The organism is Arthrobacter sp. efr-133-R2A-120 (assembly GCF_030209835.1).
Taxonomy (GTDB): domain Bacteria; phylum Actinomycetota; class Actinomycetes; order Actinomycetales; family Micrococcaceae; genus Arthrobacter.
Genome location: NZ_JARVRF010000063.1, coordinates 26831 through 48129, shown reverse-complemented (window position 1 = coordinate 48129; position 21299 = coordinate 26831). Strand labels below are relative to the sequence as shown.

Sequence of the window (21299 nt, the reverse complement as noted above, 5' to 3'; positions counted from 1 at the left end):
CTAAACGCGGCCTAGTACGTCGATGTCTTCGAGGAAGTCCTGGTGGACTTCGTCGCTGACGGTAGTGCGGGTATCGGCGATGGCGTCGAGGTAGTCCTGCGTGACCGGTCCCTTGCGGGCATTCGACGCCGGTGCGGCGCCCCCGGCGGAGGCGTCGGGAGCGCCGGACGTGTAGACGGCTTTTTCCAAAGCACGCTGTGAGGCGCTGCGTGCCGCGTACTCAATGTCCGCGGGGGAGAAGCCCTCCGTCCGGGAAACCAACAGCGCCACGTCGACCGAGTCCACCACGCTGGCCGGGATGAAGCGCTGCCACATGGCCTCGCGGGCATGGACGTCGGGCAGGCCGATGGGGATGACGTAGTCGAAGCGGCCGTGGCGCAGGAAGGCGGTGTCCAGGGCCCGGATGAAGTTGGTGGCGCAAACCAGCAAGCGGCCCGGCTGTTCGCGGAAAGCCGGGATGATCTTGAGGAGCTCGTTGGTGACGCCCTGCAGAGGCGACGGAGGCTCGCCCGACCGCTGGGACGCGATTTCCTCCACCTCGTCGATGAACACAACCGCGTGCTCGAGTTCGGCGATTTCCAGGAACGTCTCGCGCAGCGCCCCGGCCAGGCCCTTGGGATCAGAGGCCAGGCGGGAGGGGAAGACCTCCACGAACGGCCACTCGAGCCGGGACGCGATCGCCTTGGCGAACGTCGTCTTGCCCGTCCCAGGCGGGCCGAAGAGCACGACGGCGCGAGGCGGCACCACGCCGAACTCATCGGCGAGATCGGCCTCAGCGAGGGGAAGGACCAGGCGTCGTTCCAGCAGTTCCTTTTCGCGGCGCATGCCGGCGACGTTTTCCCACAGGTCACGGGCTAGAATGCGGCCGCCGAGCTGGCTCAACGGCTCGAGTTCCTGGCGCTGCACCGGAATGGTCCGCTCGAAGTAGTGCAGGTTCTGCTTGAGCAGGAAGCCGCGGCCCAGGAACGCTTCGACACGGGTCTCGGACTCCGGCATGAGCGCCGAGAGCTTGTTGAGGCCGTGCGGAGTCATCCGGTTCTCGACGGCGGCCAGCAGCGAGGTGCCGATCCCGCGGCCACGGAACTCTGGCAGAGTGGCCAGGAAAACGATCCAGCCTTGGTCATGGGCCGCGCGTCCGACGGCGGCACCCACCACCTGCTCGCCCTGCACCGCCACCACGGCGTGGTCTTTCTCGCACGACGCGAGGACCTCGGAGAGCGCATAGACCGGCTCGACATTGTCCGCTTTGAGCGACTCCCAAAGGTGCAGGATGCCGTCCATGTCAGACGAGTGGAAGTCCCTGATGCGCCAATTGCTCATGCCCTGCTCCTTGGTGGATCGCCATCGATTGCCTGGTGTTGAGCATAGGCGAACCGGCCGTGGAGAGGGGTTGCGCGGGCGTTGCGTTACGCGGCTACCCCACCGGGCGCAACCGCAGCCCCTGCATCCCGCCGTCGATCGCCAGCGACGTGCCCGACGTCGAGCCGGACAGCGGGCTCGCGAGGTAGGCGACGGCGCCCGCTACCTCTGCGGCCTCCACCAGGCGGCCGTGTGGCTGGCGGGCGTTGAGCGCGGCGCGTTCGGCGGCGGGGTCGGCGGAGGAATCCAGTAGCCTGCCCACCCACGGCGTGTCCACCGTGCCCGGGTTGACGCAGTTGACGCGGATCCCTTCGCGAACATGGTCGGCCGCCATGGCCAGAGTCAGGGACAATACGGCGCCCTTCGACGCCGAATACAAGGCCCTTTGCGGTAGCCCGGCGGTCGCGGCGATGGAACACGTGTTGACGATCGCGGCCGCCGGCGATTCGCGCAAATACGGGAGGGCCGCACGGCTGACGCGGGCGATGCCCACCACGTTGATGTCCAGCACACGGTGCCATTCGTCGTCGTCGTTCGCCGAAATATCACCTTGGGCGCCGATCCCCGCGTTGTTGACCACCACGTCAAGGCGGCCGAACTTCCGGGCGACAGTGTCGACGGCGGCACGCACCGAGGCGTCGTCGGCCACGTTGCATTCGACGCCGAAGTGCGGGGTCCCGGACGGGTTGAGGTCGAGCACCGCGACCTGCGCCCCGCCTGCGGCGAGCCGGTCCGCGATAGCCGCGCCGATGCCCGACGCCCCGCCGGTGACCAGCGCTACGAGGCCCTCGAACTCGGTGCTCACCGCGTTGCCTTGTCTGTGCCTACTGCTGCAAGCGAACCAGAGCGGGCCCTGTAGAACTCCTGCCGCTGACGGCCGAGCCCCTCTACCTCAAGCTCCACCACGTCGCCGGGCTGAATGTACGGGAAACGGCCGGAGAGCGCCACGCCTTCGGGAGTGCCCGTGAGGATCACGTCGCCGGGCTCCAGGACCATGTACTGGCTGAGGTGGTGGACCACGGTAAGCGCGTCGAAGATCATGTCCGAGGTGTCCGAGGACTGGCGGATCTCGCCGTTGACCCAGGTGCGCAACGCGAGGTGTCCGGCGTCGAGCTGGTCTGCTGGAACCAGCCACGGGCCCAGGGGAGTGGACTGCGGAAGGGACTTGCCCTTGGTCCACTGGCCAGCGGCGCCGGGCAGTTGGTAGTCGCGTTCGGAGAGGTCGTTGGCGACGACGTAGCCCGCGATGCAGTCTGCGGCCTCGTCGGTGCCTGAAAGGTATGACGCTTCACGGCCGATGACGATTCCGAGTTCCACCTCCCAGTCGTACTTTTCGGACGACGGCGGGATGGGCGCGGCGTCGAACGGTCCACTGACCGTGTTGCTGGGTTTCAGGAACACCACGGGTGATTCCGGGGGCGTTGCTCCGGATTCGGCTGCGTGCGCGGTGTAGTTGAGGCCGATGCAGACGACGTTTCCGGGCCGGGCGATGGGTGAACCGATCCGGAGTCCCTCGGCTGGAATCTCGGGCAAAATGCCTGCTGCAAGGGCTTCTTGGGTGCGTGCGATGCCGTCCGCGGCGAGGAACTCTCCGTTGATGTCCTTCGTCAGCGGGTCAAGGCTGAAGTACTTTTCGGTGCCGTTGGCGTCTTGGGCGATGACAACCGGCTTTTCATTTCCGGCAGCGCCCAGCCGGGCGAATTTCATGTTCATGCATTCCTCCGTGCTCTGGCTCTAACATCCGAGCTCTAGTCTGCTGTTGCTCTCCATAATACGGAAATGTGACCCATTGACAATGCAGACATCGGATGTTTACGCTCTTCCCAGCAAACTACCTGCTGCCAAGCAAGGAGCACAATGAGCGTCATCACCGCAGTGGATACCTTCGATATCCGCTTTCCCACCTCCCAGGAACTGGACGGATCGGATGCCATGAATCCGGATCCGGACTATTCGGCGGCATATTTGGTGATCAAGACCGATGCCGCTGACGGTCACGAGGGCCACGGTTTCGTCTTCACCATCGGGCGCGGCAATGAGGTGGAAGCCGTGGCGATCGAGGCCCTCCGCCACCACATCCTGGGCCGCAACGTCGAGGAGTTGCTCGGCGACATGGGCGGCACCTGGAAGCTCCTGGCCCACGATTCCCAACTCCGCTGGCTCGGCCCCGAAAAGGGCGTGATGCACATGGCGATCGGCGCCGTCGTGAACGCCCTCTGGGACCTCAAAGCCAAGCGGGCCGGGCTACCTCTCTGGGAGCTGCTCTCCGGGATGAACCCCGAGGAGATCGTGGCACTCGTGGACTTCCGGTACCTCAGCGATGCCCTCACACCCGAAGAGGCGCTGGGAATATTGCGGACGGCGGAGCCGGGGCGCGCCGCCCGCAGGTTAGCGCTTCTCGCGGAGGGATACCCCGCATACACCACGACGCCGGGCTGGTTGGGTTACAGCGACGACAAACTCGTGCGTCTGGCCAAGGAAGCCGTTGCGGACGGTTTCGGGCAGATCAAGCTCAAGGTGGGGGCCTCGCTGGACGACGACATCAGGCGCGTCCGCACGGCCCGCGATACGGTGGGGCCGGACATCAAGATCGCCGTGGATGCGAACCAACGCTGGGACGTCCAGGAAGCGATTGACTGGATGGCGCATTTGGCTCCCTATGACATTGCCTGGATTGAGGAACCCACCAGTCCGGATGATGTCCTCGGCCATGCCGCGATTGCCCGGGGCGTGGCGCCGATCCCCGTGGCCACGGGTGAGCATGTCCAAAATCGCGTGATGTTCAAGCAGATGCTGCAGGCCGGATCCCTGCAGGTCTTGCAACTGGATGCGGCGAGGGTGGCGGGAGTGAACGAGAACATCGCCATCCTCCTGCTCGCGGCGAAGTTCGGCGTCCGCGTCTGCCCACATGCAGGTGGAGTTGGCCTCTGCGAGGCCGTCCAACACTTGTCGATGTTCGATTTCGTGGCGGTATCCGCCGACAAGAATGGTCGGATGATTGAGTTCGTCGACCATCTGCACGAGCACTTTGTCACTCCGGTGGATGTCCACGACGGCTCGTACTGGCCGCCGTCGGCACCCGGTGCCGGCAGTGAAATGGTCGGCGGCACGTTGGCCGGCTACGGCTTTCCCGATGGCCCTGTGTGGGCCGCGGGATCCCCTCCTTTGACTCCCCAGCAATAACCTTTATCGAAATTCCTCGAAAGCACAGTTCCCTACTGAAAGCACGTGGTGAAAGATATGCGCAAAGAAGCGTTGGTGGCAGGTGCCTTGGCACTGAGCCTCATTGGACTCACAGGCTGCGGGGGCAGCTCGTCCGGCAGTACCGCAGACGGCAAGACCGCCATGACGTGGGCCATGTGGGTCGGCGGCACGGAAGACCAGAAGAACTGGGAGAAAGTTGCCGATGACGTCAGCAACACGTTGGGCGATGTGAAGATCACCCTGCAGGGTTCTACCTTCCAGGACTACTTCACCAAGATGAGCACCCAGCTCAGCTCGAACACAGCCCCGTGCCTGGTGGCGGTCCAGAGCCTGCGGACAGCGCAGCTCAAGGATGGCATGCTGCCGCTCGATGACCTGGTGAAAAAGAACAACCTGGATTTGAGCGCCTTCGACTCCTCCATGATCAAGGGGCTCAGCGCCGACAACAATCTGTACGCCCTGCCGTATGACGTGGGCCCGGTGATGATGTTCTACAACAAGGACATGTTCGACGCCGCGGGCGTGCCGGTCCCGAAGGCGGGCTGGACGGCCGACGAGTTCGTGGCAGCCGCGAAGAAGCTGACGGCCAACGGCAAACATGCGATCGCACCGAACACGGCCGATCTCTTGGTTGAATCGCAAGTCCTCGCCTACAACGGCGGACGCGTCTTGAAGGAAGACGGCACCATGGACGCGAGCGATCCGACCTTCGCCAAGGGACTCCAGTGGGTTTCCGACCTGACAAGCAAGGAGAAGGTCTCCCCCGAACTGCCCGGCGGCGACACGGCATTCAGCGCCAATGAATACATGGCCGGCAATACCGCGATGAGTATCGACGGTCCGTGGTCCCTGCTGGACGTCAAGGCCAAAGCGAAGTTCAAAGTCGGCGTCACCACCCTTCCCGCCGGCCCTGGCGGCGGGAAGACGTTCAGCGCCGGCTCCGGCTGGGGCATCTCCAAGCAATGCGCTACTCCGGACAAGGCCTTTGCCGCCCTCAAGGAAATGACCGGCGACAAGGTCCTGGGGAATCTGGCGGCAGCCGGGCGCGCACTGGCCGCACGCACCGCCCAGCAGACAAAGTGGATTGACAACGCGGGCATTCCCGGAGTCGCGGAGACCCTTAAGAGCGCCGAGGCCACGGCAGTGCCGATGCCAAGCAACACCAACAGCGACCAACTGGGCCAGCTTTTCAACCAGTACCTCGTCAAATCCATCAATGGACAGCAGAGCGCAGCGGATGTCATGAAAGACATTGCGGCCCAGCTGCCCCGATGATCAGTGTGATGCCTGCCTGGCAGTGCCCGAGCAACAGCCGGGCAGGCACGCACTCTTCGCAAAGGAATGAGAAATGACACTACTCAAGCCCGCAAAGGCGCCGCTTCCTGAAGTAACGGCTGCCACCGCCAGTGGGAAGGCGAAGGCCGAGACGGATGCACAGCTCGGCCGGAGGACAATGTGGGGACCGGCCTTTGCCCTGCCGCATGGCCTCGGTCTCGCGATCTTCACGCTGCTGCCGATCGTTGTTTCCCTCGTCATCAGCTTCTTCCGCTGGCCGCTCCTGGGAACCCCGAGTTTCCTCGGCCTGGGCAACTACGAGAAGCTGTTCAGCGATCCGATCTTCGGGCAGGTTGTCGGGAACACCGTGCTCTTCGTGGTCCTCTATGTGCCCCTGAACCTGGTTGTTTCCCTCGGCCTTGCCGCGTGGTTGACTCCGCGCATCAAGGGGCGCCACATCTTCCGGGTCATCTTCTTCATTCCTTCGATCACCCCGGTGGTGGCCAACGTCGTCGTCTGGAGGATGCTGTACCAACCCGGTGGATTCATCGACGGCACCCTGCAAAGCGCCACGGGAATTTCAGCGCCGAACTTCCTCGGAGACGAACACTGGGCAATGATGGCCATTGTCGTCATGAGCGTGTGGCAGGGGTTCGGCTACAACATGCTGGTGTTCTCCGCCGCCTTGGACGCAGTTCCTGAGAACCTCACCGAAGCGGCCGCAATCGATGGCGCCAACGCCTGGACCATCTTCTGGCGCATCAAGCTCAAGCTCATTTCGCCGTCCATCTTCTTTGGCACGATGATGACCCTCATTACCTCGTTCCAGGTCTTCGCCCAGCCGTTCATCCTCACCAAGGGAGGGCCGGGTTCGGCCACCTCGACGATCGTCCTCTATATCTACAACCAGGGTTTCCAGTTCCACCAGCTCGGCCTGGCATCCGCGGCTGCTTGGATCCTGTTCGTCATCATCCTCGGCGTGACGGCAGTCCAGTTCCTCGGACAAAAGAAGTGGGTCCACTACGATGCTTGAGACAACCAGCCGGATACGCCCTCTCACAGCCCGTCCCCGTGGCTCCGGAGCGCCCGGAAGACGATGGACCACGTGGATCCGGCCCGCCATCGGATACGTGATCCTTTGCCTTATCGCGCTGCTCTTCCTGTCGCCGCTCATCTACATGTTTGCGACATCGTTCAAACCCCCTGCTGAGATCTTCAGCGTCCCGCCGAAGTTGTTCGGCTCGGAATTCCGGTGGCAGAACTACCAGGAGGCCCTGAACTACATGCCGTTCCTGCGCTTCATGGGCAACGGACTCTTGGTTTCGGCCGCTGGAACGGCACTCACCCTGGTGGTTTCCGCTTTCTCCGGCTACGCCTTCTCCCGGCAGCGCTGGCGGGGACGGAACCTGGTTTTCATGGTGTTCCTCGCAACGCTGATGATCCCCCAAGAAGTCCTGATTGTCCCGATGTTCGTCATGATGCAGAAGGTGGGCTGGGTGAACACCTTCCAGGCGCTCATTGTGCCCTGGGCGTTCACGGCATTCGGTGCCTTCCTGCTCCGGCAGTTCTTCCTTGGCGTACCCCAAGAACTCGACGACGCGGCCAGGGTGGACGGCGCAGGAACCCTGAGGACCTTCCTGTTGGTCATGCTTCCACTGGCTAGGCCCACCATGGCCGTCCTGGCGGTCTTCAGCTTCATCAGCTACTGGAACTCGTTCCTCTGGCCATTGGTAGTGATCAACGACGTCAACAACCTCGGCACCATCCCGCTGGGGCTCCAGATGTTCTTCGGCCAACAGGGCAATCAGTGGCACCTGGTCATGGCCGCCTCCGTGATCTCAATGGCTCCCACCCTTCTGCTGCTGATCCTCCTGCAGAAACACCTCGTCAAAGGCATCGTCACGAGCGGCTTTGGCGGCCGCTGACCCCACTTAGACCACGCAACGCTCAACGACCCCAAGACCCCATTTACGGCAGAACTACTTTGAAGGAGTAACTACCAATGATCGCCCAAGCACCTTGGTTTACGGAGTCCCGGTTCGGCATGTTCGTCCACTGGGGCTTGTACGCCCTGCCGGCCCGGCACGAGTGGGTCATGAACCGCGAACGCATTCCTGCCGAGGAATATGAAAAGTACTTCCAGCACTTCAACCCGGATCTCTATGATCCGCGGGAATGGGCCCGTGCTGCGAAGGACGCCGGCATGAAGTACGTCGTGCTGACCACCAAGCACCACGAGGGCTTCTGCCTGTGGGATTCCGCCCTTACTGACTACAAATCCACCAAGACTCCGTCCGGCCAGGACCTGGTGGCCCAGTACGTTGAGGCATTGCGGGAATTCGGCCTGAAGGTGGGTTTCTACCATTCACTTATTGACTGGCACCACCCGGATTTCACCATCGACGGGTTCCACCCCGAACGCGACAATCCCGAGGCCGAAAAGCTCAACGAGGGCCGCGATATGGCCCGCTACCGCGAATACCTCCATGGCCAGGTGCGAGAACTGCTGAGCAACTACGGCCAGATCGACTACCTCTTCTTCGACTTCTCCTACACCAGCGAGGACCACAAGGACATTTGGGGCGGCAAAGGCCGCGAGGCGTGGGGTTCAGTGGAACTCCTGAAGATGGTCCGGGAACTTCAGCCGGGCATCATCGTCAACGATCGCCTGGACATTCCCGGCGACTTCGCCACGCCCGAGCAGTACCAGCCTTCCGGGCCTATGGTGGTGGACGGCGTCGAGGTGCCTTGGGAGGCGTGCCAGACCCTGAACGGCAGCTGGGGCTATGACCGGGACAACCTGGACTACAAGTCCGTGGACCTGCTGGTGCGCATGCTTGTGGATGGAGTGTCCAAGGACGGAAACCTGCTCCTCAACGTCGGCCCCACTGGCCGCGGAAATTTCGATCCCCGGGCCGTGGAGTCCCTCCGCGGCATCGGCGACTGGATGAAACTGCACGCCCGGGCCATCTACGGGGCCGGCCCTGCGGCCTGGACCCCGCCAGCCGACACCCGGTATACGCGCCGCGGTGACCGCCTCTACGTCCACTTGTTCGCGTGGCCGTTCGAATACGTCCACCTCCCCGAACTCGCCGGCAAGGTGGAATACGCCCAACTGCTCAACGACGCTTCCGAAGTCGCCATGCTGGAGATCGCCCCGGACCGGGAAGCAATCAACACCACCCCTGGAGGACAGCCAGCAGGTACCCTGACACTGAAGCTGCCTGTCCAGCGACCGGACGTGGCGGTGCCCGTCGTCGAACTCTTCCTGAAGCCCGGGGTATAGCGTGCCGGAAACCATCGCTCTTCACACCCGGCTCAAACCGGGTGCCGAGCAGGACTATGCGGATGCCCATGCGGGGATCCCTGCCGAACTCGTCGCTGCCCTGAAAGAGGCCGGCGTGGGCAATTGGAGGATTTGGCGCAGCGGCCAGGATCTCTTCCATCTTGTTGAGGTGGCGGACTACCGGGCCATGCGCCGGGCGCTCGCGGACCACCCCGCCAATGTTCCGTGGCAAGCCCGCATGGCGGAGCTGCTCGAAGTCCAGGATGACTATTCGGGCAACGACTCGGGTATCGAGTTGGTATGGGAGCTGGAATGAGCGGGACAACGTGGACCGAGCAACTGGGCAAGCTCGGCTTCGGCGCCGCTGGCATCGGCAACCTGTACCGTGCCATGCCGGACTCCCGGGCCGCCGCCACCGTAACGGCCGCCTGGGACTCCGGGGTCCGCTACTTCGACACCGCCCCGCACTACGGCTTGGGGCTGTCCGAGCGAAGGCTCGGTGCCGTGCTTGGAGACAAGCCGCGCGGTGAATTCACCGTGTCTACCAAAGTAGGCCGGCTCTTGGTGCCCAACACTGCCGGGACCAACGCGAAAGACGACGAAGGCTTCGACGTCCCGGCGACGAGCAAACGCCAATGGGACTTCTCAGAAGCAGGGATCCGGCGGAGCATCGAGGAATCGCTTGAACGTCTCGGCCTGGACCACGTGGACATCGCCTACCTGCACGATCCTGATGTCCACGATCTTGCCAGGGGAATCGGCGAAGCGCTGCCGGCCTTGGAAAAGCTGCGTGCGGACGGCGTGGTGAAGGCGATCGGCGTCGGGACCAACTCGGCGGAAGCCGCCCTCGAATGCGTCGAAGCGGCGGATCTGGATCTGGTGATGCTCGCCGGCCGTTACACCTTGCTCGAGCAGCCCGGCGTTCCCTTCCTGGACCGCTGTGTGGCGCGCGGTACCGGCGTCGTGAACGTGGGCGTGTTCAACTCCGGCCTGCTGGCGCGACCCGAAGTACCCGAGGACGCGCATTACAACTATGCGCGTGCCCCGCGGGCGCTGGTGGAGCGTGCCCGGGCGCTCGCCGGCGTGTGCCGGGACTTCGGGGTGGAGCTCCCGACGGCGGCACTCCAGTTCAGCCTGCGGCATCCCGCCGTCGTGAACGTGACGGTGGGGGCGAGCACCCCGGAGCAAGTGTCCACCAATGCTGCGAGGATGCGTGAGGACGTGCCCGAAGAGCTGTGGGCGGCTTTGGCAGGTGTGTCGGGGTGATTGATTCCCACCTGCATCTGTGGGAGCTCGGGCCGGGGGCTTATTCGTGGCTTGGCCCGCAGCATGGCGGACTCTTCCGCAGTTACCGCGAGGCTGAGGCCCAGGAAACCTTGGACGCGGCCGGAGTCAGGGGAGCGGTGCTCGTCCAGGCTGACGACACCGTTGCGGACACTGAGTTCATGCTCGCCGTCGCCGACCGCAACTCCTGGGTACTCGGCGTCGTGGGCTGGATTCCCCTCGAAAAGCCGGCCGAGGCGGAGAAAGAACTGGAACGGTTCCTCCGGAATCCTGCGTTCCGGGGTGTCCGGCACTTGGTCCACGACGATCCGCGGGACGACTTCCTCGAATTGCCCGTGGTCCGCGATTCCTTGCGTATGCTCGCTGGCCACGGATTGGCGTTCGACGTCCCGGACGCCTTTCCGAGGCACCTCGGGGGTGCGGTCCGGCTTGCGAGGGAACTGCCGGAGCTGACGGTTGTCCTGGACCATCTCGGGAAGCCGCCGTTGGCCGACGCTGCGGCGATGGACTTGTGGCGAACGGAATTCCGGGCCTTGGCCGAGCTGCCCAACACTGTGGCCAAGGTGTCAGGCCTGCACTTGCCGGGCGTCCCCTATACGGCCGAGGCCTTGCGCCCACTCTGGGACGAGGCCCTGGAGGCTTTCGGTCCTGGACGGCTCATGTTCGGTGGCGATTGGCCTGTCAGTACCTTGGGTGCGCCATACGGACGCACTCTCGAGGGGCTGCTCGAACTGGCCGCGGAGCTCACTTTGGCCGAGCGCAGGGAGTTCCTTGAAGGGACCGCCGTGCGGACGTATGGGCTTCAGAAACGAAGCATGGACGCCAGCTAGAGCGCCTGGCGCAACCAGCTTTCGACGCCGCTGATGTGGACCGTGACGAGCGCCCGGACCAGCTCGGCGTCGCCGCGTTCCAAGGCGTCCGCGATGGCCTTGTGCTCGGCGAGGGTATGCGCCACGGCCTTTTCCTGGGTCAACCCGCGCCAAATGCGTGCCCGGACGGTGCTGCTGGAGAGGGCTTCGAGCAGGCCGGCGAGGTAGTCGTTGCCGGCGGCCTGGGTGATGATCCCGTGGAATTCGAGGTCGTGGGCAACGAGTTCCTCGACGTCGGTGTTCTCGTCGATCCCGTCCATCGTGGCGCGCAGCTCCGTGAGTGCCGTGGGAGTGATCTTGCCTGTGGCGATGAATGCGGTGGCGGGCTCAAGGATCCGTCGGACCTCAAAGAGTTCCAGGATGGAACGGTCCTGATGCAGATCAACGACGAACGCCACGGCTTCGTTGAGCAACTTGGCGTCAAGGCTCGTGACGTAGGTGCCGTCCCCACGCCGGACGTCCAGGACACGGATGAGCTCGAGGGCTTTGACGGCCTCGCGCAAGGAGCTTCGCGAGAGGCCGAGCCGTTCACTCAGTTCCTTCTCCGGCGGGAGGCGGTCCCCGGCCTTGAGTTCGCCGCGGATCAGCATGTCCTTGATCTTGCCGATCGCTTCATCTGTGACAGCCATGGCTACATCCTAACGGCGAATGATCCGATGTCTGGCACCCAACTGACTCGCATTTGTTGTCGTTTAGAGGCCTCATAACGACAACAAATGCGAGTCAGTTGGGCAGTACTGCAGGGCCTAGATCTTGTCCTCGGCTCCGGCAACCGGCAGGTTGGCGATCACGGGGGAGCTGCCGGTGTAACCGTCCCGGGCCGCAGCGATCTCGTGGATTTGCTTGCGGCACATGTACCAACCAACCACGATGAGCGCACAGGCGATGGCCGTGACCAGCATGGTGAGTGGAGAGTCGATGAACACCATTACCAGCACACCCGCGAGGAACAGCAACGAGAGGTAGCCGGTGTACGGGGCGCCGAACATCCGGAAGGATGGACGTTTCAGCCAGCCTTTGTCCGCCCAGCGCTTGAGCTGCATCTGGCACAAGACGATCGTGGCCCACGTGACGATGATGCCCACGGAGGCGACGTTGAGGACGATCTCGAAGGCGTCGGACGGTACGAGGTAGTTCAGCGGGACACCGAGCAGGGAGACGCCGGCCGTGATGGCGATGCCGCCGTAGGGGACGCCGGCTTTGTTCATGCGCTGGGCGAACTTTGGAGCGGATCCGGCCACGGACATGGAGCGCAGGATGCGGCCGGTGGAGTACAGGCCGGCGTTCAGGGAGGACAGGGCAGCCGTGAGGACCACAAGGTTCATGATCACGTCTACGCCCTGCACGCCGATGTGCCCGAAGAAGGTCACAAACGGGCTGACACCCTTGACATAGGAGGTGTACGGCAGCAGCAGCGCCAACAGGATGACGGAACCGACGTAGAAGACGGCGATGCGGAAGACCACGGAATTGATGGCCTTGGGCATGATCTTCTCGGGGTTCTCCGTTTCGCCCGCTGCGGTACCCACGAGCTCAATCGAGGCATAGGCGAACAGCACACCCTGCATGAGGATGATCATGGGCAGGATCCCGTTGGGGAAGATTCCGCCGTGGTCCGAGAGGAGGCTGAAGCCGACTTCCTGGCCCGGTACCGGCGTGCCGAAGACGACGAAGTAGGTACCGACGAACAGGAAGGCCACCAGCGCGGCCACCTTGATGAGCGCGAAGTAGAACTCCATTTCACCGAAGACCTTGACCGAGACCAGGTTCAGGCCAAGCACCACCAGAAGCGCGATCAGTGCCCAGGCCCATTGCGGGACGACGCCGATCCAAGGGACGTATTTGCCGAAGAAGTTCATGTAGAGGGCCGCGGCCGTGGTGTCCACGATGGTGGTGGTTGCCCAGTTGATCCAGTAGAACCAGCCGGAGACAAACGCAGCCTTCTCGCCGAAGAACTCGCGGGCGTAGGAGACGAAGGAGCCCGACGACGGGCGGTGCAGCACGAGTTCGCCGAGGGCGCGCAGGATCAGGAAGGCAAAGAAGCCGCAGACCGCATACGCGATGACGAGGGAAGGGCCCGCAGCGTTGAGGCGGCCGCCGGCACCCAGGAACAGGCCGGTGCCGATGGCGCCGCCGATTGCGATCATCTGGATCTGACGCGGCTTCAGGCTCTTGTGATAGCCCTTGTCCTCGGCGTGGAGGAGCTTTTCAGTGGAGTGCGCCTGCGGAGGGACCGTGTGGTCCGTGATGGGTGCATTGGTCATGGGAATCCTTAGGGGTGTCCTGTTGGGGGTCCGGATCTTGCCGTCCGGCCTGTTTCTTCGCGCGCTCAGGCCCGACGGCGGCTGGTGGGTGCCGCCGTCGTCGGACGCTCTGCGCGGCTCAGCTTAATTGCTGAGGTTGGCCAGGCGTTCGGGGCGGAGGAGCTCATCGAGCTGCTCCGAGGTCAGCAAGCCGTGTTCGAGAACGAGCTCGGCGACGCCCTTGCCGCTTGCCAGCGCTTCTTGGGCAATGGCAGTGGCGGAGGCGTAGCCAATGTGCGGATTGAGTGCCGTGACGAGTCCGATCGACTGCTCTACCGTGAGGCGCAGGTGTTCGGTATTCGCGGTGATGCCCCGGATACAGCGCGACGTGAGTGTGCGGCACGCGGCTTCCAGGTGGGAGATGCTCTTGTGGAGGCTGTGGACGATAATCGGTTCGAAGGCGTTCAGCTGGAGCTGTCCGGCTTCGGCTGCCATGGTGACTGTGACATCGTTGCCGATGACTTCATAGGCCACTTGGCTGACCACTTCCGGGATCACCGGATTGATCTTGCCTGGCATGATGGACGATCCCGACTGCACAGCCGGGAGGTTGATCTCGCCCAGTCCCGCACGCGGTCCGGAGGACAGCAAGCGGAGATCGTTGCAAATCTTGGAAAGCTTGACGGCGACGCGCTTGAGCACGCCGGAGAGGTGGACGAACGCGCCTACGTCCTGGGTGGCCTCGATGAGGTCCACCGAGGTGACGAGGGGCAAGCCGGTGATCTCGGCCAAGTGCCTGCAGGCTGCTGCGGCGTATCCAACGGGGGCGTTCAGGCCGGTCCCGATGGCGGTGGCGCCGAGGTTGATCTCGTGTATGAGCAGCTGGGACTCGGCCAGTCGCGCCCGGTCCTCGCCCACGGTCACTGCGTAGCCACCGAATTCCTGGCCGAGGGTCATGGGGACGGCGTCCTGCAACTGCGTGCGGCCCATCTTGACCACCGCGCGGAATTCCTGGCCCTTCTCCGCGAAGGCGACCTGGAGTTCCTGAAGAGCCTCCAGAAGGCCCTGGACCGAGAAAATGGTGGCCAGGTTGACGGCGGTGGGGTAGACATCGTTGGTGGATTGGCTCAAGTTGACGTGGTCGTTCGGGTGCAGCCTGGCGTAGTCGCCCTTGGGGTGGCCAAGGATTTCAAGGGCCCGGTTGGCAATGACCTCGTTGGCGTTCATGTTGGAGCTGGTGCCGGCGCCGCCCTGGATGACGTCCACCATGAACTGCTCGTGAAGCTTGCCGTCCAAGATGTCCTGGCAAGCCTGCTCGATCGCGTCCGCCCGTTCGTCGTCCAGGAGGCCGAGCTCGCGGTTGGTGCGGGCGGCGGCGAGCTTGACTGCGGCGAGGCCTTTGACGAGGTTGGCGTTGCTGGCCAAGGGGTGGCCGGTGATGGGGAAGTTCTCGATGGCACGCAGCGTGTGCACGCCCCAGTAGGCATCAGCAGGGACGTCGCGGTCACCGAGGAGATCGTGTTCCGAGCGGAACCGTGGAATTGTCGTGGTGGGCACGGCAGATGTCATTGCTGTCCTTAGGTCTTTTGTGCTTGTTTGGCTGCGTCAGTTGGACTCAGTCGAAGTCAGTTGGATGCGAGGAAGTTCGCGGCACGGAGCACGCCAACAGGGTGGCCGCCGCCCAACACGGGCGCGCTGGCAAGCGTGGCGAGCTGGCCGCCGTCGAGCCCTAGTTCCTCAAGGACGCGGACGGTGACGGGCATGCGGGCTCGATCGCCGCCGTCGGAGATCTTGATGGCGACGCCGGTGCCGTTCCCCAGGCCGATGAGCTGGAGGCCTTCGAAGCCGTCCTTGGCAAGCAGCCCGGGAATCGTGCGCATGATCGCTGTGACGTCGCGACCCTCGCCGGCCACCATCTCGGGGAAAGCGCGCATCGCGTGGGCTACTTGGCCTTCTGCTTGCGTGTTGTCCGCCGCCGCCATGCGGCCATAGGCCCGCGCCATGCCGTGCAGGCTGTGGGCAAAGAGCGGGGTGCCGCAACCGTCCGTGCTGATGGCCGCTGCGTCTTCGCCCGTGAGTTCGGTAATGGTGTCCTTCACGAGCACCTGCAGGGGATGTTCGGGATGCAGGTAGCCCTGGACAGGCCAGCCGTTGATCACGCACGTGGCGGCCATGGACGCGTGCTTGCCGGAACAGTTCTGTGCGAGCTGGGTGGGCTTGCCGCCGGCGCGGAGCCATTCTTCACGCTCGGCGGTGCCATAAGGGAGGTCGGTGCTGTTTTCCAACGCGCTTTTGTCCAGGCCGTGCATTTCGAGGATGCGTGCGGCACCGTCAAGGTGCATAGTGGCGCCGGAGTGGCTTGCAGCGGTGAGGGCGAGGAGGTTCTCCGGAAGCTTGAGCCCCGCGCGGACCATGGCGACCGCCTGCAGCGGTTTGAGGGAGGACCGCGGGTAGAACGCGGCGTCGGGCTCGCCCGCTTCGAGGAGGGTTTCACCGTCAGGCCCGACGGCGATCAGGGAGCCGTAGTGGACGCTCTCGACCAGGCCGTCGCGGGTCTGTTCCGCGAGGGGGACGTGGCGCGGGGTTGGCGGAATCGTCCCTGCCGGGGTGGTTTCGGGCATAGCGGTGCGCGTTGCATGCGGGGTGGGCATGACTTCCTTCAGTTGGTGGATCATTTGCTGAGGATGGTGTCCAACGCAACGCTGACGGCGCTGAGATGGTCGGCCATGGCGGCTTCGGCGGCTGAGGCGTCACCGGCTTCGATGGCTTCGACGATGCGGAGGTGTTCATCGTCTGAAACATGCTGGCGGTCGGCCACCATGTTCAAGGTTTCGGATTGGTGGGCAAGGGCTTCGCGGATGTCTGCGACGACGCTTTCGAAGACCTTGTTGCCGCTTGCGCGGGCAATGGCAGAATGGAAACTGGCGTCGAGGCTGACCCAGGTCTCAGGGTCGGTCTCGACTGCCATTGAACTGACGATTTCCTTGAGGTGTTCAAGTTCTTCCGGGCTGCGGCGTTTCGCCGCCAGGCCGGCTGCCGGGACTTCGATGTGCGGGCGTGCCTCGTTGAGGTCCCGTGCCGAGTACTGGCCGAGTGTGAGGTCATTGGCTACCCGGTCGGCGACGACGAACGTGCCTTTGCCGGTCTTGGTGACCGTCAGCCCGAGCGCAGTGCAGGAGCGGAGCGCCTCACGGATCACCGAGCGGCTTACCCCGTACTGCGCTGCCAGGGTGGCCTCAGAACTGAGTTTGGCCCCCACTTCGACGTTTCCGTCTTCGATGTCCTGGCGGATGGCGCTGAACACAGCTTCCGCGGCACTGAAGCGGGCGAGGGGCCGGGGGCTTGATGGCTGGGCCACTTGGGCCGGCCGGGGGACGGCGCCGCTTGTGGCGGTGCGCTGGCCAGCCGCAGCTTTCTGGCTGACGGCTGGCTGTCCAGTGGCGGCCTGTCCGGCTGTCCGGCTGTCTGACAGGTTCACTCTACGAATATGGCACGGGTCACAGGGTGGTGTCAAGATTCGCTGGCTTGTCGGGTGGCCCTCGACTTAAAAGCTGAATGCCCCAGACTTAATTGTCTGACGCTCTTATGGCGGCGAGTTGGTTGATTTCTAGGGGCTGGACCGGGCGCTAACTTAATTGTTATGACTACCCTGGCGAAAATCTCGGTGCGATGAAGCCCATCGAATTTCCCGACTTCCTGTTCAGCTCTCCGCTCGCCAAGGCCATCATCGAGCTTGAACGGATACGTAGCGACATGGGCGAGGGAACGGCTCATCCTGCGATCTTTTCGCAGTTGAAGGACCTCTTCCAGCTGATGTCGAACATCATGAGTGCGCGCATCGAAGGAAACCGCACATCGATTGTCGACGCGGTGGCGGGCGTGGAACGGGCCGATCGCTATGGCGACGTGCAGCAGAATGATGGTGTTCAAGAGATCGTCCAGTTGCAACATGCAACGGCCTTCGTCGATGCATCGGTTAGCCCGGGAACTACGCTGACATACGGACTTGTTCCAGATGGGATTCCTGCCCCAGATATTGAGAGAGCCTCAATAGGCCAGTCGGTCGAACCGGCATTCGTGAGGCGGACGAACTGCTGCCGGAGCATAATTACTCCCATGGCCGACCGTCCGCGCGGGGGATGGGATTCAACGACACAGACAGCACCGCCCATCACAGTGGAGGTGCCGGTCCTCGGTGTCGGGGCAGGGCCTGCGGACTATGAGGAGTTGGCGCGGTACGTGTTTGCCTTGCGCAGGCAGCGGGGATTGCACATGACGCTATTGCATTTGGGCGTCCTGGATGACTTTTGCCGGGACGTGGCTGATTGGACCAAAGGCAACACCAGCGCCGATTCGGCCCTGCTCAGGACTGTTGCGTGGCTTGAGGCGCTGCCGGTACTGGAGGCCTTCTCCGGCAGCGCCGAAAGGCTGATCGTCCTGGGCAGCGGCGGAGTGTGCGGACTGGAAGTAGATGTGCCCGCCTCGGTGCATGACTTTCAGGTCTCCCTTGTACACGCGCTTCATGAACTCCTGGATGAACTGCTTGTCGACAACATCGACGACTTCATCCTCAGCTCCCCTGCCCTTGGATTCCGCTCGCCTCGCTGGGTACCCCATGTGGCTGTGGGCAGGCCATTGCACCGGGGACGCGGGCCTTGGGAGATCGGCCGGGTGGGAGTTGACTTCGGCGAATCACGGATCAGGAACCGCCAGCATTTCCCTCAATTGCCGTAGTGGTACCTGCAAGCGGCGATAAGCACTTCGACGCCATCGTCAGTTTCGACGAACTTGTACACCAGGCGATGTTCGTCCGTGGTGCGCCGTGACCAATACCCGTGGAAACCATGTTTCAGGGGTTCAGGCTTGCCGATGCCCTCATTGCCGTGCCGGGCTATGTCCTGTAGCAACCCGTTGATTCTCTTTAGCGTCTTGCGATCTTGGGATTGCCACCAAACGTAGTTGTCCCACGCCGGCCAGCGCAATCGCGCTGGCGGTGAGCCGGAGGGCGTGGACCCTGTACCACCGCTTCAACAGGGGCTTGCGTTGCGTCTCGTCAAGCGGCTGGGGGCTGAAGAACAGCTTGGGGTTGACGGACCGAAGCAGGTACGCCGTAGCGGCCGCCCCCGTGGCGGAGCTCGCGGCACCCACCATCAGCCAAGCCCGATTGTCGGAATGCTTCCACCCGGCGACAAGGGCAGCGACGGCGGCAGGGGCGCTGAGAGGCGCGATCGGCGCGTAGTAGCGCCCGGGGCTTCCCGCTCCGAAGGGGGTTCGAGGGACTTCCCTGCTCGCTTCCGAGGACGCGACCCGGTCCGGGATTTTGACGATGGCCTCATAGAGATTGCCGAAGAACCAGTGTGCATGGGTGAACTCCGCGACACCCAAGATCCAATCAGCGAACACATCCCGACGGTCTGAAGAAGTCTGTCCCATGCCCACAATCTACCGCCGATGCCCCGCGCCGGACATGCAGTTCACCTTCCCCGTCACCCGCCCGGGTTATATGGTCAACACCACGGTCTGAGGACTGTGAGGCCAAACAGCCGGCACGATGGAAGGGAGCAGCCCGTGGTCAAGATCCGCATGATTTTGCCCGCGAATGTGCGCCATCGTTCCGGGGGAAACATCTACAATTCGAGGCTGGCTGCAGCCCTTCGGGGCCTGGGCGCGGAGGTCTCGGTCTGCAAGCTCGACGGCGACTGGCCTTCGGGGAGTGCCGGAGCCCGGAACCGCTTTGCAGCTGCACTTGCCGGAAGCGGTCTCGCCATCTACATTGTCGACGGCCTGATTGCCTCGGGTGCACCCGCGGAAATCGAGACCGCAACCGCTGCCGGGTGCCGTGTCTGGGTGCTGCTCCACATGCCCCCTTCCGGGGAGGAACCAGTGGAAACGAGCGCGCTGCGCGCTGCAACAGGTCTTCTCTGCACTGGTTCCCGGACTGCCGAAACGGCCAGAACCCTAGGCCTGGGCAACGTGCACTTGGCGACCCCGGGGGTAGATCTCCCATCGAAAGCACGCCCGAGTCCACGAGCGACAGCGGCGCCGCATTTCATCATGGTGGGCGCCCTACTGCCCAATAAGGACCAGATCTTCTTTGTCGACGCGCTGGCCCGGATCAAGGATCTGGCGTGGACCGCAGCGCTGGTCGGATCCACCAAAGCAGACTCCTCGTACGCCGCCGCTGTGCAAGAGCGCATCCTCCGGAACGGACTAGAAAAACGGGTGGAAACAACAGGCGAGCTCTCCGGCCCGGCCCTGGAGGAGCAGTGGAACCGAGCTGACCTCAGTCTGTTGATCTCACACTCGGAGGCCTTCGGCATCGTGGTCCAGGAGTCCCTGGTTCACGGCATACCGGTGATGGTCCGAAAAGGAACCGGCGCCGTCGAAGCGCTCGGAGCCCACGGTGCCGGTGAGGCGATCGATCTCACCACAGGAATCGGATCGTTGGAGAAGTTCCTGCGGAGATGGCTCAGCGACCCTGCCCTACGGGAGGGATGGCAGTCAGCAGCCGAGGCGGCCAGCAGTGAGTTGCCACGATGGGAAGACACTGCAAGGGAAGTCCTTCGCGCCGTGGTGGCGGCCTAGTGGCTTCCCCAGCTATAGGTGCTGGATGCCTGCCCGCTGCATGGCGTCCCTGTAAGTTTCGATGTTCTTTGCCAGGAGTTCCTGCTGCTTCGCTTCAGACAGGGCAAATGCCCGTCCGCCGAGCGCGCTGGCCTTGTAGACCTTGATCCCGTGCTGCCGGAGCGGTGAGTGGTAGGTCTTCTCAAAGAGCGCCAGGAAGGCGGCGGCCTCAGCACCGTGCGCGACGACGGCGGAGACTCTCTTGTTGATCTTCAGGAACTGGCGGAAGGGGCGGAGCCCGTCGGTCTTCTCCTGTGCGCTCAGCGCCGGCGGCAGTTCCGGGTCGCGGACCCAAGGGTAGCAGTTCCATGGCATGACATAGCGGACGTCCAAGTCGGCCGAGTCATAGATCAGCTGCGCACGTCGGGCGGCGTCGTCGTCGTTGAGGTGCGATACGAATCCCGAGGTGGGGGCGCGCCCGGGACTGGTCTGGAGGGTGACGATCCGGCATTCATCTTCGTCATGCACTGGATCGATGTAAGGCACGGTGGAACCGGGCCGTTTGGCCATCAGTTCGTCGCACAGCTGCGTCACGGCAGCAATGTTGGGCTCCTGTAGCAAGGCCCTTTTTTCGTCCCAGTCAATGGTCACGTTCTCTCCTTCGGCAGCGCGGCGTCCAGAATCGGCGTCCCTTGCCACTTTACGCGTCGCTCACGCTCCTGCAGAGCCGAGGGACAAAACTGCCCGACGACGGGCCGAACAGTGAGCCTCCCGCCCCGCCTGTCGGGCGGGCTACTGTCCCTTGAGCTTCTGCATGTCGCGCCGGTCCTTCTTGGTGGGCCGACCTGCGCCGCGATCCCGCTGCGGCAGCCCGAGGGCCGGTGCTGCGGGGCGCTCGGGAGTGTGGTCAGTAAAGCAGTGGGATGCTGCTTCGGCCCCCACCCTCTTCGCAATGAGCCTCCGGACCTCAAGGATGCGCTCGAAGCCAGGCTGCCTTACACGGATGGTGTCGCCGATAATCACGGACTGGGACGCCTTGACCGGGTTGCCGTTGATTCGCACATGCCCCGCCCTGCAAGCGGTTGTGGCGGCGGAACGGGTCTTGTAAGCGCGGATCGCCCAGAGCCAGGCGTCAATGCGCACATTGCCGGCTTTTGATGTTTGGGCGGAAGTTGGAAGGCTAGTCATGATTGCGAACGAGTATAGTCGGCGCGC

The 21299-nt window shown here is 63.7% G+C and carries 22 protein-coding genes; 10 read left to right on the top strand and 12 right to left on the bottom strand.

Features of this window, described 5'->3' with window-relative positions; genetic code table 11:
• From QRN52_RS21820 to QRN52_RS21810, 3 genes are all read right to left on the bottom strand, one after another.
• A complete protein-coding gene (locus QRN52_RS21820) occupies positions 1-1320 on the bottom strand; it encodes an ATP-binding protein (RefSeq protein ID WP_284755778.1) in 1320 nt (439 codons plus the stop codon).
• Positions 1321-1414: 94 nt separating this feature from the next.
• Complete coding sequence (locus QRN52_RS21815; protein ID WP_284755777.1) at positions 1415-2164, bottom strand: SDR family NAD(P)-dependent oxidoreductase; 750 nt, start codon at positions 2162-2164, stop codon at positions 1415-1417.
• A complete protein-coding gene (locus QRN52_RS21810; protein ID WP_284755776.1) occupies positions 2161-3072 on the bottom strand; it encodes a fumarylacetoacetate hydrolase family protein in 912 nt (303 codons plus the stop codon). The genes QRN52_RS21815 and QRN52_RS21810 overlap by 4 nt, the downstream gene beginning before the upstream one ends.
• A gap of 144 nt (positions 3073-3216) precedes the next feature.
• On the opposite strand from QRN52_RS21810, the gene QRN52_RS21805 reads away from it, so the two are divergent.
• The 8 genes from QRN52_RS21805 (at position 3217) to QRN52_RS21770 (ending at position 11238) form a co-directional block, all read left to right on the top strand.
• Positions 3217-4542: an L-fuconate dehydratase gene (locus QRN52_RS21805; RefSeq protein WP_284755775.1), complete on the top strand. Its 1326-nt coding sequence runs from the start codon at positions 3217-3219 to the stop codon at positions 4540-4542.
• A gap of 45 nt (positions 4543-4587) precedes the next feature.
• Positions 4588-5838, top strand: a complete 1251-nt coding sequence (locus tag QRN52_RS21800) for an ABC transporter substrate-binding protein (protein WP_284755774.1) — start codon at positions 4588-4590, stop codon at positions 5836-5838.
• Positions 5839-5911: 73 nt separating this feature from the next.
• Positions 5912-6871: a carbohydrate ABC transporter permease gene (locus tag QRN52_RS21795; RefSeq protein WP_284755773.1), complete on the top strand. Its 960-nt coding sequence runs from the start codon at positions 5912-5914 to the stop codon at positions 6869-6871.
• A 97-nt stretch (positions 6872-6968) separates the two neighbouring features.
• A complete protein-coding gene (locus QRN52_RS21790) occupies positions 6969-7763 on the top strand; it encodes a carbohydrate ABC transporter permease (RefSeq protein ID WP_269996623.1) in 795 nt (264 codons plus the stop codon).
• A gap of 77 nt (positions 7764-7840) precedes the next feature.
• Positions 7841-9124, top strand: a complete 1284-nt coding sequence (locus QRN52_RS21785) for an alpha-L-fucosidase (RefSeq protein ID WP_284755771.1) — start codon at positions 7841-7843, stop codon at positions 9122-9124.
• A gap of 1 nt (position 9125) precedes the next feature.
• Positions 9126-9440 (top strand): L-rhamnose mutarotase, encoded by a 315-nt coding sequence (locus tag QRN52_RS21780; RefSeq protein ID WP_284755769.1) that lies wholly within the window; start codon positions 9126-9128, stop codon positions 9438-9440.
• Entirely contained in the window at positions 9437-10390 is a 954-nt protein-coding gene (locus QRN52_RS21775; RefSeq protein ID WP_284755768.1) for an aldo/keto reductase, read from the top strand. The genes QRN52_RS21780 and QRN52_RS21775 overlap by 4 nt, the downstream gene beginning before the upstream one ends.
• On the top strand, positions 10387-11238 hold the full coding sequence (locus QRN52_RS21770; protein ID WP_284755767.1) for an amidohydrolase family protein: 852 nt from the start codon (positions 10387-10389) through the stop codon (positions 11236-11238). Before QRN52_RS21775 ends, QRN52_RS21770 begins: the two co-directional genes overlap by 4 nt.
• Here QRN52_RS21770 and QRN52_RS21765 read toward each other — a convergent pair.
• The 5 genes from QRN52_RS21765 to QRN52_RS21745 all read right to left on the bottom strand — a co-directional run bounded on the left by QRN52_RS21765 (position 11235) and on the right by QRN52_RS21745 (position 16998).
• Positions 11235-11906 carry a FadR/GntR family transcriptional regulator gene (locus tag QRN52_RS21765; protein WP_284755765.1) on the bottom strand — a complete coding sequence of 224 codons (672 nt, stop codon included), beginning with the start codon at positions 11904-11906 and terminating at the stop codon, positions 11235-11237. The genes QRN52_RS21770 and QRN52_RS21765 overlap by 4 nt on opposite strands.
• Before the next feature lie 117 nt (positions 11907-12023).
• Positions 12024-13541: an amino acid permease gene (locus tag QRN52_RS21760; protein WP_284755763.1), complete on the bottom strand. Its 1518-nt coding sequence runs from the start codon at positions 13539-13541 to the stop codon at positions 12024-12026.
• A gap of 123 nt (positions 13542-13664) precedes the next feature.
• Complete coding sequence (aspA, locus tag QRN52_RS21755; protein ID WP_284755762.1) at positions 13665-15089, bottom strand: aspartate ammonia-lyase; 1425 nt, start codon at positions 15087-15089, stop codon at positions 13665-13667.
• A 56-nt stretch (positions 15090-15145) separates the two neighbouring features.
• Positions 15146-16171, bottom strand: coding sequence for an asparaginase (locus QRN52_RS21750; RefSeq protein WP_502869742.1), 1026 nt, complete (start codon positions 16169-16171; stop codon positions 15146-15148).
• A 20-nt stretch (positions 16172-16191) separates the two neighbouring features.
• Positions 16192-16998, bottom strand: a complete 807-nt coding sequence (locus QRN52_RS21745) for a FadR/GntR family transcriptional regulator (RefSeq protein WP_459342693.1) — start codon at positions 16996-16998, stop codon at positions 16192-16194.
• A 191-nt stretch (positions 16999-17189) separates the two neighbouring features.
• Here QRN52_RS21745 and QRN52_RS21740 point away from each other — a divergent pair, with 191 nt between their 5' ends.
• On the top strand, positions 17190-18254 hold the full coding sequence (locus tag QRN52_RS21740; RefSeq protein WP_284755761.1) for a Fic family protein: 1065 nt from the start codon (positions 17190-17192) through the stop codon (positions 18252-18254).
• Here QRN52_RS21740 and QRN52_RS21735 read toward each other — a convergent pair.
• Complete coding sequence (locus QRN52_RS21735) at positions 18242-18502, bottom strand: Txe/YoeB family addiction module toxin (RefSeq protein ID WP_284755760.1); 261 nt, start codon at positions 18500-18502, stop codon at positions 18242-18244. The two genes, QRN52_RS21740 and QRN52_RS21735, sit on opposite strands and share 13 nt — an antisense overlap.
• Positions 18396-18953, bottom strand: a complete 558-nt coding sequence (locus QRN52_RS21730) for a hypothetical protein (RefSeq protein ID WP_284755792.1) — start codon at positions 18951-18953, stop codon at positions 18396-18398. The genes QRN52_RS21735 and QRN52_RS21730 overlap by 107 nt, the downstream gene beginning before the upstream one ends.
• A 135-nt stretch (positions 18954-19088) precedes the next feature.
• Between QRN52_RS21730 and QRN52_RS21725 the strand changes: the two genes are divergently transcribed.
• Positions 19089-20105, top strand: coding sequence for a glycosyltransferase family 4 protein (locus tag QRN52_RS21725; RefSeq protein ID WP_284755758.1), 1017 nt, complete (start codon positions 19089-19091; stop codon positions 20103-20105).
• A 12-nt stretch (positions 20106-20117) separates the two neighbouring features.
• Here the strand turns inward: QRN52_RS21725 and QRN52_RS21720 are convergent, their stop codons facing one another.
• Both QRN52_RS21720 and QRN52_RS21715 read right to left on the bottom strand, forming a co-directional pair.
• Positions 20118-20735 carry a uracil-DNA glycosylase family protein gene (locus QRN52_RS21720; RefSeq protein ID WP_059388685.1) on the bottom strand — a complete coding sequence of 206 codons (618 nt, stop codon included), beginning with the start codon at positions 20733-20735 and terminating at the stop codon, positions 20118-20120.
• 141 nt (positions 20736-20876) lie between these two features.
• Positions 20877-21272, bottom strand: coding sequence for an RNA-binding S4 domain-containing protein (locus QRN52_RS21715; RefSeq protein ID WP_284755756.1), 396 nt, complete (start codon positions 21270-21272; stop codon positions 20877-20879).
• Between the last annotated feature and the right edge of the window lie 27 nt (positions 21273-21299).

Bases quoted from the DNA above. Each gene is read 5' to 3' on its own strand.
- QRN52_RS21820 (WP_284755778.1), bottom strand. From the start codon at position 1,320: ATGAGCAATTGGCGCATCAGGGACTTCCACTCGTCTGACATGGACGGC.
- QRN52_RS21810 (WP_284755776.1), bottom strand. From the start codon at position 3,072: ATGAACATGAAATTCGCCCGGCTGGGCGCTGCCGGAAATGAAAAGCCG.
- QRN52_RS21805 (WP_284755775.1), top strand. From the start codon at position 3,217: ATGAGCGTCATCACCGCAGTGGATACCTTCGATATCCGCTTTCCCACC.
- QRN52_RS21795 (WP_284755773.1), top strand. From the start codon at position 5,912: ATGACACTACTCAAGCCCGCAAAGGCGCCGCTTCCTGAAGTAACGGCT.
- QRN52_RS21785 (WP_284755771.1), top strand. From the start codon at position 7,841: ATGATCGCCCAAGCACCTTGGTTTACGGAGTCCCGGTTCGGCATGTTC.
- QRN52_RS21775 (WP_284755768.1), top strand. From the start codon at position 9,437: ATGAGCGGGACAACGTGGACCGAGCAACTGGGCAAGCTCGGCTTCGGC.
- QRN52_RS21765 (WP_284755765.1), bottom strand. From the start codon at position 11,906: ATGGCTGTCACAGATGAAGCGATCGGCAAGATCAAGGACATGCTGATC.
- QRN52_RS21760 (WP_284755763.1), bottom strand. From the start codon at position 13,541: ATGACCAATGCACCCATCACGGACCACACGGTCCCTCCGCAGGCGCAC.
- aspA (WP_284755762.1), bottom strand. From the start codon at position 15,089: ATGACATCTGCCGTGCCCACCACGACAATTCCACGGTTCCGCTCGGAA.
- QRN52_RS21750 (WP_502869742.1), bottom strand. From the start codon at position 16,171: ATGCCCACCCCGCATGCAACGCGCACCGCTATGCCCGAAACCACCCCG.
- QRN52_RS21740 (WP_284755761.1), top strand. From the start codon at position 17,190: ATGAAGCCCATCGAATTTCCCGACTTCCTGTTCAGCTCTCCGCTCGCC.
- QRN52_RS21730 (WP_284755792.1), bottom strand. From the start codon at position 18,953: ATGGGACAGACTTCTTCAGACCGTCGGGATGTGTTCGCTGATTGGATC.
- QRN52_RS21715 (WP_284755756.1), bottom strand. From the start codon at position 21,272: ATGACTAGCCTTCCAACTTCCGCCCAAACATCAAAAGCCGGCAATGTG.